General features: G+C 45.2%; 13 protein-coding genes. 12 read left to right on the top strand and 1 reads right to left on the bottom strand.

Translation table 11 applies throughout. The features are described from left to right. Window positions 1-10: 10 nt before the first annotated feature. The 4 genes from ASG85_RS00275 (at window position 11) to ASG85_RS00260 (ending at window position 4,292) form a co-directional block, all read left to right on the top strand. The gene (locus ASG85_RS00275) at window positions 11-445 is read left to right on the top strand and encodes an SRPBCC domain-containing protein (RefSeq protein WP_057301450.1); all 435 of its coding nucleotides are present in this window, start codon (window positions 11-13) and stop codon (window positions 443-445) included. Next, window positions 442-1,239: a lipid II flippase Amj family protein gene (locus ASG85_RS00270; protein ID WP_057301449.1), complete on the top strand. Its 798-nt coding sequence runs from the start codon at window positions 442-444 to the stop codon at window positions 1,237-1,239. The genes ASG85_RS00275 and ASG85_RS00270 overlap by 4 nt, the downstream gene beginning before the upstream one ends. 83 nt (window positions 1,240-1,322) lie before the next feature. Next, the gene (locus ASG85_RS00265) at window positions 1,323-2,201 is read left to right on the top strand and encodes a radical SAM/SPASM domain-containing protein (protein WP_057301448.1); all 879 of its coding nucleotides are present in this window, start codon (window positions 1,323-1,325) and stop codon (window positions 2,199-2,201) included. Between the two features lie 144 nt (window positions 2,202-2,345). Continuing rightward, the gene (locus tag ASG85_RS00260) at window positions 2,346-4,292 is read left to right on the top strand and encodes an ATP-dependent DNA helicase (RefSeq protein WP_057301447.1); all 1,947 of its coding nucleotides are present in this window, start codon (window positions 2,346-2,348) and stop codon (window positions 4,290-4,292) included. A gap of 19 nt (window positions 4,293-4,311) precedes the next feature. Here the strand turns inward: ASG85_RS00260 and ASG85_RS00255 are convergent, their stop codons facing one another. Further along, complete coding sequence (locus ASG85_RS00255; protein ID WP_057301446.1) at window positions 4,312-6,111, bottom strand: ABC transporter substrate-binding protein; 1,800 nt, start codon at window positions 6,109-6,111, stop codon at window positions 4,312-4,314. 143 nt (window positions 6,112-6,254) lie between these two features. Here ASG85_RS00255 and ASG85_RS00250 point away from each other — a divergent pair, with 143 nt between their 5' ends. From ASG85_RS00250 to ASG85_RS00215, 8 genes are all read left to right on the top strand, one after another. Continuing rightward, a complete protein-coding gene (locus tag ASG85_RS00250; RefSeq protein ID WP_057301445.1) occupies window positions 6,255-7,754 on the top strand; it encodes a DUF4153 domain-containing protein in 1,500 nt (499 codons plus the stop codon). 95 nt (window positions 7,755-7,849) lie between these two features. Further along, entirely contained in the window at window positions 7,850-9,421 is a 1,572-nt protein-coding gene (locus ASG85_RS00245) for an S-layer homology domain-containing protein (RefSeq protein WP_057301444.1), read from the top strand. 600 nt (window positions 9,422-10,021) lie between these two features. Continuing rightward, window positions 10,022-11,425, top strand: coding sequence for an MFS transporter (locus tag ASG85_RS00240; protein ID WP_057301443.1), 1,404 nt, complete (start codon window positions 10,022-10,024; stop codon window positions 11,423-11,425). Between the two features lie 219 nt (window positions 11,426-11,644). Further along, window positions 11,645-12,787, top strand: coding sequence for an acyl-CoA dehydrogenase (locus ASG85_RS00235; protein ID WP_057301442.1), 1,143 nt, complete (start codon window positions 11,645-11,647; stop codon window positions 12,785-12,787). 37 nt (window positions 12,788-12,824) lie between these two features. Then, a complete protein-coding gene (mmgD, locus tag ASG85_RS00230) occupies window positions 12,825-13,976 on the top strand; it encodes a citrate synthase (protein WP_057301441.1) in 1,152 nt (383 codons plus the stop codon). Then, entirely contained in the window at window positions 13,973-15,421 is a 1,449-nt protein-coding gene (locus tag ASG85_RS00225) for a bifunctional 2-methylcitrate dehydratase/aconitate hydratase (RefSeq protein ID WP_235549124.1), read from the top strand. The genes mmgD and ASG85_RS00225 overlap by 4 nt, the downstream gene beginning before the upstream one ends. A gap of 39 nt (window positions 15,422-15,460) precedes the next feature. After that, window positions 15,461-16,369 carry a methylisocitrate lyase gene (gene prpB, locus ASG85_RS00220; protein WP_057301440.1) on the top strand — a complete coding sequence of 303 codons (909 nt, stop codon included), beginning with the start codon at window positions 15,461-15,463 and terminating at the stop codon, window positions 16,367-16,369. Between the two features lie 85 nt (window positions 16,370-16,454). Next, window positions 16,455-17,597: an acyl-CoA dehydrogenase gene (locus ASG85_RS00215; protein WP_057301439.1), complete on the top strand. Its 1,143-nt coding sequence runs from the start codon at window positions 16,455-16,457 to the stop codon at window positions 17,595-17,597. The last annotated feature ends 10 nt before the right edge of the window (window positions 17,598-17,607 follow it).

Raw genomic sequence — 17,607 nt, 5'->3', positions numbered from 1 at the left:
GAGAGAAGAGATGGATACCAACAAACCACTTGGTTTGACCGCTTCGGTAGGCTTTCAAATTGGTGTAAGACGTACACTCCCCTTTTTCCAAGAGGAAGCTTGGGAGCTGTTGACTTCAACACGAGGGCGAAAGCTTTGGTTAGGAGATGCAACGTCGGTTGAGTTTGTGAAGGGACACAAGTTCGTGACGCAAGAAGGAACGACGGGAGAATTTCGTGTGGTGAAACCATTGGAGCAGCTTCGACTGACTTGGCAGCCTGTTAGCTTCCCAAATACGTCAACACTTCAAATTCGTCTGCTGTCTGCTACTAATCCAGGGAAAACAACGATTAGCTTCCATCAAGAGAAACTGGAAAGTGCGGAGCAAAGAGAAGAGATGAAAGCCCATTGGGAAGAAGTAATCAGCGGACTACTAGCTTTATCTGATGAAAAGTTCATACGATGACGAACACACTCATACTAGTCTTCATTCTGACGATGATTATCCATACAGCGGAAACGTTGTCATACTCGATTCGATATGCTGGGGTGCGAGTGAATAAGCTTGCCGTGGCACTCTCTTTAGTCGGCATTGTTGTCCTTGTATCGCGAACGGCGAATTTAATTCAGGCGCCAATGACTGCGCACTTCGTTGATTTTGCTAAGATCGAACCGACCTTCGATTTGGAACGATACCTGCGAATCAGTTTATTCGCCTCTTCGATTGGGACATTGATTGCGATTGCTTTATTCCCGTCTTTTATCAATCTCAGTGTTCGAGTCATTTCCCGGCTGGAAATCGCTGGATCGATTCCAAAACTCATAACGAGTGTAACGGTGACGCAGCTGAAGAACACGAAAAAATATTTGAAGAAGCCAAATGTCAAGCTGCTGAGCCAATTCCGTTATTTGGGGATTCCAAAACGATTCCTTTTGATTAATATTATGGTGACAGCTTTCTATTCGGTGGGTGTGCTTTCTTCCTTATATGCTGCGCATTTATTACCTGAATTTGCAACGACAGCCTCGCAAGCATCCGGACTTATTAACGGTATTGCTACTATTTTGCTTACCATATTCATAGATCCGCAGTTAGGTCTTATCACGGACAAGGCACTTCATGACGAATCCCAGCGTAGACAGCTTGGCAAAATCTATGCGCTGCTCATGACATCTCGATTTCTGGGCACATTGCTAGCGCAAGTTTTCCTTATTCCGTCTGCTCACTTTATTGGATGGATGGTCAAATGGTTTTTCTAATTGTTCGATTTCCTTTCCTTCATAGGGCTTGCTTGGTATAATAGCAAATATCATAGGAGCGCAGCTAGAAACGGAGCCAGAGAATGAAGAAGTTCAAGAAATTTTATATCGAAATTACAAGTGTTTGTAACTTGGCCTGTACTTTCTGCCCACAGACGAAGCGCCAAGCTAATTTTATTAAAATCGATACATTTACTAATATATTAGATCAAATTAAGCCGCACACGGATCACATTTATTTGCATGTCAAAGGGGAACCTTTGCTGCATCCGAAGATTGACGAACTGCTGGATTTGAGCCATGAGAAAGGCTTCAAGGTCAATATCACAACCAACGGTACGCTGATTAACAAAAATAGGCACAAGCTGCTGGACAAACCGGCGCTGCGGCAAATGAATTTCTCCTTGCACAGCTTTGATGGCCATGAAGGATCTGAGGATAAGGAAGGATATGTCACGAGTATCCTGCGATTTGCTAAGGAAATCGTTGCCAAGTCCAATGTGATTATCTCATTCCGTTTATGGAATCTAGATACGGACAATCAGACGAATCAAGAACGGCAGCGAAACCGTGAAGTGCTGGAATTGCTCGAGCAAGAGTTTGAGCTTGATTACAAAATCGATGAGAAATTCGTTCGCGGCACAGGCGTTAAACTGGCCGATCGCGTCTATCTGAATCAGGATCATGAGTTCCAGTGGCCGGATTTGAAAGCGGAAGAAATTGCAGGGCCGGGCTTCTGTCACGCATTGCGGAATCAAGCAGGCATTCTTGTTGATGGCACTGTGATTCCTTGTTGTCTAGATGGTGAAGGGGTTATTAATCTGGGCAATATCAACCAAACACCTTTCTCCGAAATTGTAGAGGGTGAACGGGCGAATCGATTGTTTGAGGGCTTTTCCAGACGTGAAGTTGTCGAGGAATTATGCCGCAAGTGCGGATATCGCGAACGTTTTAGTATGTAAAATAGGAGAGTTCATTCTAGCGGCGTGTGTGCTGCGGAATGAGCTTTTTTCTTACGTTTCTTTTTCTAGCGATTCTTTGCTTTTAAACAACTTTCGTGGGATAATATAAGTTTGATTCGATTCTATTTGTTGGGGGCACATTACGTGGGACGTTATCCATTTGCATATGATCACGCACAGCCATTCATGCAGCAGGTTTCTGACTGGATTGCGGATACATTTTATGAAGTTTTACCTGAAGCGGGTTTCGAGGTGCGTGACGAACAGATTTACATGGCGTTCCAGTTAGAACGAGCTTTTGCTGAGAAATCGACCATTTTTGCGGAAGCAGGGGTGGGTACGGGGAAAACGCTTGTCTATTTATTGTATGCGATATGTTACTCGCGTTTCATGAAGAAACCAGCTATCATCGCTTGTGCGGATGAATCTTTGATTGAGCAATTGGTCAAGCCAGGTGGGGATATTGATAAAATATCGCGTCATTTGGATCTCGTTATTGATGCACGGCTTGCCAAATCGCCTGACCAATATGTATGTCTCGTCAAGCTTGATGAGGCGCGATTCGGACACGAGGATACTGGCATATATAGAGAACTGTATGAAGGACTTCCTGACTTCGTTCACACGCGTGAAGCGCTGCAAACCTTTCATGCTTATGGGGACCGTAAAAACTACCCACACCTGAATGATGAGCAATGGAACAAGGTGAGTTGGGATGCTTATCAGGATTGTTTCGTCTGTGATAAGCGCCATCGCTGCGGCCAAACGTTATCTCGTGAAGCTTATCGACGTTCGGCAGATTTGATTATCTGCTCACATGATTTCTACATGGAACATGTATGGACTTACGACGGAAGAAAGCGTGAAGGCCAGCTTCCTTTGCTGCCGGATCATTGTACGGTTGTTTTTGATGAAGGACATCTGATGGAATCGGCTGCTCAGAAAGCACTAACGTACAAGCTGAAGCATATGGTGTTCGAGGAATTAGTGATCCGTTTGTTAAAAGGAGAAGTGCGTGAGACGTTAGCCGTCTGTATTGATCAGGCTATTGAGCAAAGCGAACTCATGTTCGAAGTGCTTGAAAGCTGCTGTCAACCGATTGTTGGATCGGATCGTAAGCAGATTGTCATCAACGACCGACTGCTGCGAGAGATCCATCGTCTAAGTGATATTTTATCGGAGATTGAAGAGGAGCTTGTCTTTGAAGGTGAAATGTTCACATTAAATGACTACCAGCTTAAGATCGTGGAAGAACATTTGGAAATGATGCAGAAAGCGCTGGCATTGTTCCGCAACGATCAAACCTTCATTTGTTGGGCCACTGAAAGCATTACAGGTCTTAGCCTTGTGATCATGCCAAGAACCGTGAAAGAAGTGCTGAAAGAGCATGTGTTTTCTTCCAAAATGCCAATCGTTTTCTCATCGGCTACACTGTCTGTTGAGGGTTCATTCGATTATGTGGCTAACAGTTTGGGCCTTGATAAGTATCTTTCATTTTCTGTGAATTCTCCTTTTGATTATGCCGAGCGGATGGAAGTGATCGCACCGAAATGGGATTCTGGCGGTACGTTTCAAGAAAAGATGGAATCCGCGGTTCAATTGTTAAAAAGAACAGAAGGAAGAGCGCTTATTCTGTTCCCAACCCACGAAGAGCTGCAGCGGTTTAAACGGGAAATCAAAGGTCGTTCGGATTGTTCGGAATTGACGTTCTTGTTTGAAGGGGATCAAGAAATCAGCCATTTGATTGCCTCTTTCCAGGGGGATGAACACAGCGTGTTGTCTGCAGTCACCCTATGGGAAGGACTTGATATACCGGGTCCTTCTTTGTCCAACGTCATTGTCTGGTCGCTGCCGTTTCCTCCACAAGATCCTGTTTTCAATGCGAAGCGTCAAGCATCAACTTCGCCGTACGAAGAGGTGGATATTCCTTATATGCTGTTAAGGCTGAGACAAGGAATCGGGCGCTTGATTAGAACCCGCGAAGATAGTGGTATTATTGCCATCTTCAATGATGAACTGCACGATAACGTGGTGCTTCGTGAGCACATTGTTCGCATATTACCCGCTGGTGTTACACTGAAAAGTGAATAGTTTATTTGGGTGGATGGTTCTATGTGAACCAAATGTCGCGAAATCGCACCCATCCAAGCGAATCGAGGGAGATGCCGCGAATCGATGGATGGTAAGCGGTTTTGAGATGCTTTCGATATAGAAATAGCAGGCTGTGGCGCTGCTTGAGCTGGGATTCCAACTGCTCGAGCAGTGCCATTCTGCGTTTCGGGTCGGCCTCGGAACGCAGCAATTGTAAGCTGTTATCGAGCATGGTCTGCACTTCAGGCGCAGCATGCTGCCGCATGCTCTTGTACATATCGTAGAGCCGCAGCTCGCGATGCTCGTCTAGCATCACGGCAAACAGCAGCAGATCGGCCGTCATGCGCAGCTCGCCCTTGAATTCCTCAGCAGGAATGAGCAGGATTTCGATTGTGATTCCGGACATTGCGTACATTTTCTGCAAGAGGAGCGCATCCTGCTCATATTGCGGGATGGTCGCAAGCTTCAGTACGTCTCCCTGATAGCCGGCAGCTTCTAGCAGCTGTTTGATTTCAATTAGCTGGTCAGCCGTGCTAATTACATGATTGGAATGAACCGTATCTTGTTGTGGCTGCAAGAAAAAGCTATTTGCCTCTTCAATCACATCGCCCGAGAGCTGTTCCAGCAAATAGGGTCGATCCAAAGTTAAGTTAAGTGCCTCGCGATTCAATGGATTCTTTAACGGTCCGTCTTTCAATTCATTCACGGTCATGAATTTCGTCGTCATGCCGGATTGCCTTACTTGCTGCCAACGCTGCGCTTCCATGTCTGAAATTCGCACGTTGTGCATGACTTGGAAAGGCTGTTTTTCAGCTGATAATTCCGTCTGTTCATTCTCCGGCAATGTCCACACTTCGACCCGATCCAAGAACCCGCGTCCCTGAAAATAAGCAGGGAATGCCTCCAAGATCCATATCCCTTGTTCGTGTCCAGTTAAACGGAAAGGTCCTGTGCCAATGGGTGACTTATCCATCAGTCCGCCGGCTGTTTCACACACATCTGCTGGGACGATAGAAGCACGATTGGTAGTTAAGAATCCGAGAAATAATTCATTGTGTTCAGACAGTTGAATGCAAACTGTTGTTTCATTTGGTGTTGTGATGTCAATGATGCCCGCATAAGCCCAGCTATACAGACCACGCGGCGCTAAGCGCCCAAGCCGTTCAAGTGAATATTTCACATCGCTCGCCAGCATCTCGCGGCCATGATGAAACTGCACACCTTTGCGGAGATAAAAGGTCCATAAGGTGCGAGAAGCATCTACATCCCACGCGTGGGCAAGATGAGGTAGGATCTGATCTCCTTTGGCATCCATCCGAACGAGCCCATCGAAGAGCTGATTCACCAGATGCGATTCCCCCGCATAATGAATGGCTGCAGGGTCTAAGGCGTGAATCGTTTGCGTAAGCGGGAAGCGCAAAATATCCGTTCGACGCTGACCTTGCACTTCAGACCGAAAGCCGAATTGCCCTGACAACCAAACTTGGAATTGTTCTCGTAGGGTAGATGCATGCTCGGCTGCTTGCAGCAGTTCAAGTGCAGAATGCAAATCCTGTTTCGCGACTAATTCCTTTGCTTCCTCCAGAAGCATATCTTCTTTACGTGCATGGAAAATAAGGGTTGAGCGATTACCGCGGCCTTTTTTTGGCAGCCAAGTGAGCCACTTCTCCTGCTGCATTCGCTTGAGAAGCAGCACCATATTACGGTGCGTACAGTCCAAATGTAACGCTAGCTCTTCTAATGTTATTTCGAGTGGATGCTCTTCATGGTCCTGGGGAAATGAACGTCGAAGTGTTAAATAATGTTTGCGTATTTTCACCTTTAGCCTCCGGAAATAAAATATGAAATTATGAAATTTAAACTTACACTTTTTGTTCTTGTTTTACAGGTTACAATAAAGGGCAGGAAATAACAAATGCTTTTGCTGCTTTACCATTTGTAAAACAAAGGAGAAAAAGTCCAATGAGAGATCCTGCTCCATGGCAAAGAAAATACGGTTTAATGCTTATGTACGCATGTTTATTTGGTTTCATGGTTCAATACATGTTTATTGACCATGCCGCCGGCATCTCTGCTCTGATTAGTGTGCTTGGCTTTTACAGCCTTTACTTTTACGCCATAAAAGGAAGATTGGGCGGCTTTGAGCCGTGGGAAGGACAAAATAAAGCGGGTTGGTTCCTTCTAGTTCCTGTTGTATTAATTGCTTTGACGTATACATTGTTTGCTAACAATCTGTTCCATACGCTTAATTTGCTTGCCTTACCCATATGCATTGCGATGCAGACGATTGTCTTGTCGCGCAATAGTAAGCATGCATGGTATCATGCAACATTCCTGCAGGATCTGCTTAGACATTGTTTTGGCAGGCCGATTGCTTACTTGTCTGTACCTTTTGGGATGATCAAAGCTTGGCTACCGAGTAGAAAGACCGAAAAGGAGTCTGCTTGGGGAAAGATGGGGAAAGTAGGCGCAGGCCTCTTGTTGGCTGCCCCCATATTGTTCATCGTTATTGGGTTATTGGCTTCTGCGGATCTTGTTTTTCAATCTTGGGTAGCCGGGATCCCGCACTGGTTCAACGGAATATCGTTTGCTGAGGGGATTGTACGTACCGGGTTTGCGATAGGGATAACCCTGTACACGTTCTGCTATTTATGGGGAATTCTTTTTCCAAAAGTCATCGAAGTCAGCCAAACGCCTCAAGAGACTATTGAGGAATCTGCGGCTGTGAGCAAAAAGATTCTGATTGATCCAATAACAGCCGGTACTTTGCTCGTGTGTGTGAATGTTGTCTACGTGCTGTTCGCGATCATTCAGTTCTCCTATTTATTCGGAGCAGCGAATGGGTTTTTACCTAATGGTGTGCTTTATGCGGAATACGCGCGAAGAGGGTTTGCCGAACTTGTTGCCGTAGCTATTATCAATATCTCTCTGCTGTTTCCAGGCCTGCATTGGATCCGCCGCAGCGGTCAAATGGGTGAAACCATTCGAAAAGGATTGCTGACGATGCTCGTCGGATGCACGATCGTGATGCTCATTTCCGCTTATGGAAGGCTTTCGTTATATGAAGAGGCTTATGGCTTCACGCAAACGAGATTACTCGTTCATGGATTCATGATATTCTTAAGTGTTCTATTTATCATTGCTTTATTCCGAATCTGGATGGAGCAGATGTCCTTGTCAAAAGCTGTTATTACAACGGCAATCCTGGCCTATCTGGTGATGAATTACATGAATATTGAGCAACGAATCGTAATCAATAACATGGAGCGGTACGAAAGAACGGGAATCATCGACCTTGAATATTTGGGGAGACTCTCTACCGACGTGATTCCGCCACTTAAAGAACAGCAAGCCAAGCACCCTGATTTGAGGATACAAGCAACCATAGATCGCATTAAAGCAAATTCCGGAGACTATTCATGGCCTTCCTGGAATCTATCCAAGCATCAAGCAAGACGGTAATTGTAAAATATTTCAAAACATTTCGTTTCGATCTCAAAGCAGCTGGGTATAAATTCCTATCAACACATAACCCACACTAAGGAGGAAGAAACGTTATGAAAAAAAATCTATCTATCGTACTTACATCTGCAATGGCTTTATCCATGTTCTCATCTGTCGCATTCGGAAAAACGTCATCTGACTTCGCAGATTTGAGCCAACTGGACGCCTCTACCAAAGCCAAATTCGATGCAATGATTAGCACAGGAATTTTTGATGGCATGACCGCAACGACGTTCGGATTAAAGAGTCCAATGAACCGTGCACAGTTCGCTAAAGTTGCGGCAATGATTTTGGATCTTCCGATTAATACTAGTTTAAGAGTTTCCTCTTATACAGATGTAAGTATATATGATCAAGCCAATGGCTATGCATTACCTTATATTGAAGCTTTGAAAACAGCTGGTATTACGAATGGCTTCAGCGATGGTGCTTACAACCCGGCTGGTCAAGTGACAAAGGAAGAGCTAGCTACATTCTTGGTACGAATCCTAGGTAAGGAAGCAGAGGCAGGCAATAAGACCCTAACGGATGGCTCCGTCTCTAATTGGGCAAAAGGGTACGTAGCTCTTGCATTGAACTTGAAGCTTCTCCCAGAAACAATAGGTGCTTTTGAAGGTCAAATGCCTGCTACCCGTGAACTGTTGGTAACTGGCGCTTATGAAGCAAAACAACAATACATACCTGGTAAAATCGCGTTAGTTAGCGCACAGGCTGTTGGAGCAAGTAAAGTGAAAGTTTGGTTTAATCAAACAGTAGATAAGACAAAAGCAAGCCTTACATTAAGCAAAGGAACGTTGAATGTTCCGGTAACTGTGACTTGGTCTGATGATGGCAAGTGGGCTACTTTACTCACATCTTCACCGATCAGTGAAGGAGATTATACAACTGCTATTACTGGGCTAGACGGATCGACAGTATCGAGAAATGAAGTCTATTTCAGAGCACAAGCGGAGCAGGTGACCGAAATCAACTTCATCAATCCAGAAGAAACTATTGCGAACAGCACAGCTGCAACGATTAGAGTGAAAGCCTTGAATCAATATGGAGAGACGGCATCCCTTGGAACCTCGGGCTATACCGCTATTGTTGCAGGATCAGCTCCGGCAGATTTTAAAAAGGATGAGTGGGGCAACTTGGTCATTATTGCTAACATCAAAGAAGCGAATAGTTCTCAGATGAAAGATTATATACCCGTTACCGTTTATGTGAATAATAGTAAACTTAGTACATCTCGAAGCTTCAAAGTAGGCAACGCACCTGTTCTCAGTTTCATTGAACCGAACAAAATAACCTATTCGAATATGAAAAATAGATTGATTGATGTGGGCGATAAAGCATCCATTTCATTGAATTTGTTTGACCAGTATGGGAACCCGATCTTCAAAAAACAGTTTGATCAAAATGAGGTTACTTCAAAGAGCTTGACGCCTGTTGTATCGCCTGAAAATCCAAACCTCGAGATTGTAAAAGCGGGCACTTCGCTAGGAACAACTGATTTATTTGATGAAAATGGGAACGCCCGCTTTGAAGTGAGACTGACTGCCAAGCCACTGAACGAAAGCACTCATAAGATTACTATTTATAACGAGGCTGCTCATGCTACAGTGAGTGTGGATGTATACTAATTGCTGCTTTTTAAAGGCTGCTTATTCTCTGGCGACAGAAAGTAAGTAGTTTTTTTTGCTGTATTGGAAATTATGCAAGATGCTGATTTGTGGATAAGAGATGTAAGCTGAGAAGTCGATTTCCGACTTCTCAGACACTGTCGACGAGCTTCGGCTCGAGGAACTCTCGTTGAAAGCGCGTTTTTCGCGCTTCTTTGTTTGGGGCAACACCATTAAGTGCGTTTTTCGCGCTTAATTGTTCTTAAGGCGAAGCCTTCCGCGAAATGGGGAAGTAGAAAGACAGGTTGTACAGTGTACAACAATTTCCTTGATATCTTGTGGGTAAGCTGAAGATGTTGTATGCTGTACAACATCTTAGCCTTTATTTATGTTTTTGGGTTAATTTGGGTATAGTATTGATGTATTTTTTACAACATTCGCGTGGAATACCCGCATAAGCCAAATATTTTTGTTGTGTAAACTACTATACATGAGAACGTGTGTTTGGTATACTGAAGATAACGCAAATTTGGTAATAATTGGTGGGATCGAGGAGTAAATGGGATAATAAGATCGTTAAAATGAAATTGAAATTCGTAAAGAGGAAGGAAGTCAATCAAAATGAATATTGTAGAGAGTCAAACCCAATCTGAGGAGGACAACTCAGAAATAAAGAAAAGTGTCCCATGGATTTATTATGTGATCTTTTTTGCCGTTTTGAATGAATCCGTGTTCAATGTATCCACCCCAAGTATTTCCAAGCAGTTCGGTCTGGATGCTTCCGGTGTAAGTTGGGTAGTCACGATCTTTTTTATCGTCTTCGGTATGGGTATGGTTATTTTTGGGAAGCTTTCCGATATGTACAGCATCAAAAAGTTGATTACAATAGGGATTTCCCTTTACGCTTTTGGGTCCATATTGGGTTTTGTATGCCAATCGTGGTATCCCGCAGTCATTTTATCTCGGGCCATACAAGGGGCCGGTGGCTCAGCTATCCCAGCCTTGATTTTCGTCATGGTAGCCCGGTTTTTCACTGTGAAAGAACGGGGAAGAATGTTTGGTATCATTACATCGACCGTTTCATTCGCGATTGGGATCGGACCTGTGCTTGGCGGTTATATTGCAGGATCGTTTCACTGGGCCTTTTTGTTTCTTGTTGCGGTACCAGTTGTCATTGCTATTCCTTTTTTTCAAAAGTTTCTGCCAGTTGAACCTCGCAAAGAAGGTAAATTGGATGTTGTAGGAGCGGTACTATTAGGTGTGATCATATCAACGCTTATTTTGTTTACGACCGAAGGAAATTGGATCTACTTGGGAATTGTAATGATAGCTCTTGTGCTATTTATCGTTCATATTCGCAGGGCGAAGGAGCCGTTCGTCGAACCTGCACTTTTCACAAATTCTCTTTACCGAAATGGTCTCATCATCGGCTTTCTCATTTTTGGCACCGTGATGTCGGTCATGTTCGTTATACCGCTGATGCTAAGTAACATATACGGGCTAGACACAGAACATATTGGACTTATTATGTTTCCTGGAGCGATTAGCGCGGTCGTATTTGGGAAAGTAGCCGGCAATATGACGGTCAAGCGAGGAAGCCATTATGTTGTCTATCTAGGATTGATATTAATAGCAGCTAGTCTTTTACTGCAATCTTCATCGATCGGACTTTGGGTTTGGTACATTGGAGCAGCCCTCATCATGATGTACATCGGATTTTCTTTCATGCAGACGGCATTAACGGAAACGATTACGCAAATTTTGCCGGTTCAACAAATTGGCGTCGGGATGGGCTTTTTTAATATGACATCAACGATTTCCGGAGCGGTCGTGACGGCACTTGTTGCCAAAGTGATGGAGAAAGAGCTGCTTGCTTTTCCGCTTCATCCTCTACTATCAGACTCGCACGCCTACTTGTACGGCAATCTCATTCTGATCTTATGCTTAGTTGTTATAGCAAGCACAGTTCTTTATTTCGTATCTTTTGGAAAGAAAAATCAACAGCTGGTCAATGAACTGGTATAAATAATGGAATACCAATGAACTTGGAAGAGCCAACCCCTACAAAGGTCTGGCTCTTTTAATTTTTTAGTGCAGCTCCGAAGGTATAAGCATTTGTAAAAGGGTGTATATATAAAGCATAGAACTGAAAGCGTTTACAGCTTGTCCTATTCAACCCATCGACCGAATATATCCTCGGCAGAAACATGAAGGAATGTCCATCATGTCGAAGGAGGCAGTCGAATGCATGTGTCCTATACGGATGAACAGAACATGATTCGTTCCATGGTTCGTGATTTTGCGATTAATGAGGTAGAGCCGACGGCTGCACAGCGGGATGAAGAAGAGAGATTTGATCGAAATTTGTTCGATAAGATGGGAAAGCTTGGTTTGACGGGCATTCCGTGGCCTGCAGCGTACGGTGGGCTTGCGTCCGATTTTCTGACCTATGCTATGGTCATTGAAGAGCTTTCTAGGGTATGTGGTTCCACAGGAGTTATGCTTTCCGTTCATACCTCTCTAGTCAGTTGGGCGATATACAAGTATGGCACAGAAGAACAGAAACAAAAGTTTTTGCGGCCTTTATCAGAAGGCAAGAAGCTAGGAGCCTATAGCTTAACGGAAAGCGGTTCCGGCTCCGATGCTGGGGCGATGAGGACAACAGCGATAAAGGACGGGGACAGTTATGTCCTTAACGGATCCAAACTATTTGTTACAAATGGAGGGGAGGCGGAGGTTTACATTGTTTTTGCGATGACGGACTTGCAGCAAAGGCAAAAAGGGTGCAGCGCCTTTATCGTAGAAAAGGGAGCTGCTGGATTCATTTTTGGAAGTAAAGAAAAGAAGCTAGGCATTCGATCATCGCCGACAATGGAACTGAGGTTTGAGAATTGCCGTGTTCCTGTGGAGAATTTGCTAGGGCCGGAAGGGGAAGGCTTCCGAATTGCCATGAAAAGTCTGGATGGCGGACGTATCGGAATTGCTGCTCAAGCGCTTGGAATTGCTCAAGGCGCTTTAGATGCTTCAATTGCTTATGCTAAAGAGCGTAATCAAGTAGGAAAGCCGATAGGTGGGCAGCAAACGACTGCTTTTAAAATCGCTGATATGGCAACTCACATTGAAGCAGCTAGACTGCTTACCTATCAGGCCGCCTGGCGGGAAAGCAAGGGCTTAACATATGGAAAGCAAGCTGCTATTGCCAAGCTTTTCGCCAGTGATACCGCTGTTCAGGTCTGCATTGAGGCTGTGCAAATTTTTGGAGACGACGGCTATACCAAGGATTTCCCTGTAGAGCGGTTTTTGCGCGATGCGAAGGTGACCCAGATATATGAAGGGACGAACGAGATTCAGCGAATTGTGATATCCCGAATGCTACTTGCCGACTGAAGGAAGTGAAACGAACGGAGGAAGGGAGAGCGATGAGATGAGTGACGACTATTTGCCTGGACTTGAAAATGTCATTGCTAGCGAGACGAACATCTCGTATCTGGATGTGGAGAAGGAGGAAATTGTTGTTCGCGGGTATGACCTTATTGAGCTTGCCCAACATGTAACCTATGTGGACATTGTAGGGCTGCTCTTAGACGGAGCACTGCCTAATTCAGATGAACGGCATTCGATCGAAGAGAAGTTGAGATCGGAATATGGATTACCTCCAAATGTGAAGGCGATTCTACAACTACTCCCCGAGCATGCCGACTTCATGGATGTTCTGCGAACAGGCATCTCAGCAATAGCAAGTTACGATGTCGAACTTGAGGATCGTTCCAGAGAAGCCAATACCCGTAAAGCCATTCGATTGCTCGCGAAAGTGCCGGAAATTGTAGCCAACGGATTTCGCGCGCAAACGAAGCAGCCATTCATAGACCCGCGCAAAGAGCTATCCTATACAGCCAATTTCTTATATATGATCACAGGACGCATTCCATCCAAGATAGAAGAGGCTATCTTTGATCAATCACTGATCGTCTATAGTGAGCATGAAATGCCGAATTCAACGTTTGCTGCGCGTGTAATTGCATCCACACAATCCGATCTTTACGGTGCCTTAACTGGCGCGGTTGCTTCACTCAAAGGGACTCTGCACGGCGGTGCGAATGAAGCGGTCATGGCGATGCTTTTGGAGGCGGGATCGGAAGCAAATCTTGAAGCACTCATGCTTAATAAGTTAGCAAAGAAAGAACGAATTATGGGCTTTGGACATCGAGTTTATATGAAAAAGGCGGATCCACGTGCACTGCTTATGAAAGAGGCACTAGCGGAACTCGCCATAGACAAAAATCAACCAGAGCTCTACAACATGTGTGTCCTTGGGGAAGAAGTCATGAAGCGAGAAAAGAATTTGCATCCGAATTTGGATTATTACGCAGCTCCTGTTTACTATTTGCTTGGGATTCCCATTGATTTGTTTACACCGGTATTTCTTGCTGCCCGCACGATCGGCATAAGTGCGCATGTGATCGAACAACATGATAATAATCGACTCTTTCGACCACGAGTTCATTATAAGGGACCTCGAGATCTACACCCTCCTCAGCTACCGAATCACTTAAGCAGAAAGGACGAATACGAATGAGTAGTTCCAGATATCTGGAAAATAAGGAGATGACCTTTGACCCCTTAATCGAGGAAATTGCCGACTATACATTGGCAAAAGAGATTGAAAGTGAGGAAGCGTATCGCATCGCACAGCATGTCTTATTGGATTCACTTGGCACCGGATTACTCGCCTTGCGATTCCCGGATTGTACGAAGCATTTGGGGCCGATTGTACCAGGTGCAAGCTTACCGGGTGGTGCCCGTGTGCCGGGGACGAGATACGAGCTAGACCCTGTCCATGCGGCTTTTAATATCGGATGTATGATTCGTTGGCTAGATTATAACGATACATGGCTGGCTGCTGAATGGGGGCATCCTTCGGATAATCTTGGCAGTATTCTTGCCGTCGCCGATTATCTTAGCCGCAATCGAGTTGCTGAGGGGAAAAAGCCGCTTATGATGAAAGATGTCCTCACCATGATGATTAAAGCGCATGAGATTCAAGGAGTGCTTGCACTTGAGAACAGCTTAAACCGTGTAGGGCTGGATCATGTTCATTTTGTGAAAATAGCATCGACAGCCGTTGCTGCGGCAATGTTGGGGGCGAACAGAGAAGAGTTGTGCAGCGCGCTTTCTAACGCATGGATTGATGGTGCAAGCTTAAGAACGTATCGGCATGCTCCGAATACAGGTTCCCGTAAATCATGGGCTGCCGGTGATGCCACAAGTCGTGGGGTACGGTTAGCTTTGATGGCTGTAGGTGGCGAAATGGGCTATTCGTCGGCTCTTACCGCGAAAATCTGGGGCTTCCAAGATGTTTTATTTCAAGGAAAAGAACTCACATTAGGTCGTTCACTAGGTTCCTATGTGATGGAAAATATTCTATTTAAAATATCATTTCCTGCTGAATTTCATGCTCAAACAGCCGTCGAGTGCGCATTAGAGCTGTACCCAAAAGTACACAAGCGACTGGATGAGATTGCTCACATCACATTGACTACCCATCAATCTGCGATTCGGATTATTGATAAGAAGGGACCTTTGCACAATCCTGCTGATCGAGATCATTGTTTGCAATACATGGTAGCGATTGGGCTGCTGTTTGGTACATTGACCGCTGAGCATTATGAAGAAATGGTCGCTAAGGATCCTCGGATTGATGCGCTTAGGGAGAAAATGGTCGTTGTCGAGGATGAGCAGTACAGCAAAGATTACTTGGATCCTGACAAACGTTCGATCGCCAACGCGGTCCAAGTTCATTTCAAAGACGGTACGAAAACGGAGAAAGTCGTTTGCGAGTATCCGATCGGGCATCGAAGGCGTCGTGAGGAAGGTTTACCTAAGGTTATTGAGAAATATGAAGCAAATCTACTAACTCGGTTTCCTCGTCAGAAGACGACAGATATACGGAAGCTCTCCCTTGATTATGAGCGGTTGATTCAAACGCCTGTTCATGAGTTTATGGCGCATTTTATTATATGACCATCGGTTAATAAGGTCGGCGAGATGCAGGAGGTCTTTATGTCATGGCTGATTGAAGAAGAACCGGATCAACAACGATTGGCCGCTGAATTTCGTCAGCTTGTTGGTGCTGGTCCAATAGTCAAAATTCCAGGTACCCACGACGGAATGGCAGCAAGATTAGCCAAACAAGCTCATTTCAAAGCCATTTATTTATCGGGAGCTGCTTATACAGCTAGCAGGGGACTACCTGATTTAGGCCTCATATACTCTAATGAGGTGGCTGAACGTGCCCGTGAGCTGGTTCGTGCATCCGGTCTTCCTCTACTTGTCGATATAGACACCGGATTCGGCGGTATTTTAAACGTAGCAAGAACGGCTAAGGAAATGGTGGAGGCGAAAGTCGCAGCCGTTCAGATCGAGGATCAGGAAATGCCGAAAAAGTGCGGACATTTGAATGGAAAGAAGCTCATTTCGGCTGAAGAGATGATTCAGAAAATTCGAACGATCAAAGCCGTGAGTCCGACGTTATTTATCGTTGCGCGTACGGATGCCAAAAGCGTCGAGGGAATGGATGAAGCGATTCATAGAGCACAGCAATATCTTGCAGCCGGAGCGGATGCGATTTTTCCAGAAGCGCTGGAGAGTCAGGAGGACTTTCAACACTTTAGTAAGGAAGTGGAGGGTCCACTTTTAGCAAATATGACGGAATTCGGGCGAACTCCTTATTATACGGCGGAGCAATTTGAAAGCTGGGGATTCCATATGGTCATTTATCCAGTCACTTCACTTCGCGTAGCTGCCAAGGCCTATGAAAGAGTTTTTGAGGAAATCAGTCAAACAGGAACTCAAAATGGCTCTCTCAGCCGTATGCAAACCCGGAGTGAGCTGTATGATACGATTCGATATTACGATTATGAAGCATTAGATGAAAAAATTGCCAAAACGATTTTGAATGAAAATGAGTAGCGGTCTATGAACCATCCTCACTGAGCTTCTGAAATCGGTGGGGTCTTTGCGCACACATAAGTCATCTAGAGGAGGTCTTGCAGGCATGGACTTTAGCTTGTCGGAGGAACTGGAAATGGTTCGCAGTATGGTCCGTGATTTCGCCGAAAACGAGGTAGAACCGAGTGCTGCCCTTCGAGATGAGGATGAACGGTTTGATCGGACCTTATTTGACAAAATGGGAGAGCTTGGTCTGACAGGGATTCCTTGGGCTGAGAACTACGGTGGGCTTGGCTCCGATTATCTGACCTATTGTCTGGTTGTAGAAGAACTATCACGTGTGTGCGCTTCTACAGGTATTACTCTGTCTGCACATATTTCGCTTGCGGGCTGGCCTATCTATACCTTTGGGACGGAGGAGCAGAAAATAAGGTTTCTACGCCCGATGGCAGAAGGGAAGAAGCTTGGGGCATACGGTCTGACAGAGATAGGCTCAGGCTCCGATGCTGGATCTATGAGAATGACAGCCATACGAGATGGGGATCACTATGTATTAAACGGCTCCAAAAAATTCATTACCAATGCAGGTGCTGCGGACATTTATATCGTTATCGCTTTGACGGACCCTTCGCAAAAGCACAAAGGCTGCAGCGCATTTATCGTAGAGAAAGACACACCCGGATTTACGTTTGGCAAAAAGGAAAGAAAGTTGGGCATTCGCTCATCGCCGACGACGGAGATCCGTTTTGATAACTGCCGCATACCCAAGGAAAACTTACTCGGAAATGAAGGAGAAGGGTTTAAAATTGCCATGCGCACGCTTGACGGCGCTAGAATTGGAATCGCGGCTCAGGCAGTGGGGATCGCGCAAGGAGCACTGGATGTCTCGTTGGCCTATGCCAAAGAACGCAAACAGTTTGGAAAGCCTATTGCTCAACAGCAGGCGATTGGTTTTAAGCTTGCGAATATGGCAACCAAAATCGAAGCGGCAAGGCTGCTGACGTATCAAGCCGCTTGGCGAGAAAGTCAGGGATTATCATACGGCAAAGAATCTGCTTATGCCAAGCTTTTTGCTGGAGACACGGCCATGGAGGTGACGGTAGAAGCTGTTCAAATCTTCGGAGGATATGGCTATACAAAAGAATTCCCCGTTGAACGTTATATGCGCGATGCCAAGATCACACAAATCTATGGAGGGACGAACGAAATCCAGCGAGTGGTCATTTCTCGAAGCCTTCTTGCTGATTGAGGAAGGGAGG

Origin of the sequence: Paenibacillus sp. Soil724D2, from assembly GCF_001427935.1 — a bacterium.
Lineage (GTDB): Bacteria > Bacillota > Bacilli > Paenibacillales > NBRC-103111 > Paenibacillus_E.
Note: the sequence above shows the minus strand (reverse complement) of the source record. Positions and strands in the feature narration are given on the sequence as shown.

Coding starts and splice junctions, on each gene's coding strand:
- ASG85_RS00275 (WP_057301450.1), top strand. CDS start 11: ATGGATACCAACAAACCACTTGGTTTGACCGCTTCGGTAGGCTTTCAA.
- ASG85_RS00270 (WP_057301449.1), top strand. CDS start 442: ATGACGAACACACTCATACTAGTCTTCATTCTGACGATGATTATCCAT.
- ASG85_RS00265 (WP_057301448.1), top strand. CDS start 1,323: ATGAAGAAGTTCAAGAAATTTTATATCGAAATTACAAGTGTTTGTAAC.
- ASG85_RS00250 (WP_057301445.1), top strand. CDS start 6,255: ATGAGAGATCCTGCTCCATGGCAAAGAAAATACGGTTTAATGCTTATG.
- ASG85_RS00245 (WP_057301444.1), top strand. CDS start 7,850: ATGAAAAAAAATCTATCTATCGTACTTACATCTGCAATGGCTTTATCC.
- ASG85_RS00240 (WP_057301443.1), top strand. CDS start 10,022: ATGAATATTGTAGAGAGTCAAACCCAATCTGAGGAGGACAACTCAGAA.
- ASG85_RS00235 (WP_057301442.1), top strand. CDS start 11,645: ATGCATGTGTCCTATACGGATGAACAGAACATGATTCGTTCCATGGTT.
- mmgD (WP_057301441.1), top strand. CDS start 12,825: ATGAGTGACGACTATTTGCCTGGACTTGAAAATGTCATTGCTAGCGAG.
- ASG85_RS00225 (WP_235549124.1), top strand. CDS start 13,973: ATGAGTAGTTCCAGATATCTGGAAAATAAGGAGATGACCTTTGACCCC.
- prpB (WP_057301440.1), top strand. CDS start 15,461: ATGTCATGGCTGATTGAAGAAGAACCGGATCAACAACGATTGGCCGCT.
- ASG85_RS00215 (WP_057301439.1), top strand. CDS start 16,455: ATGGACTTTAGCTTGTCGGAGGAACTGGAAATGGTTCGCAGTATGGTC.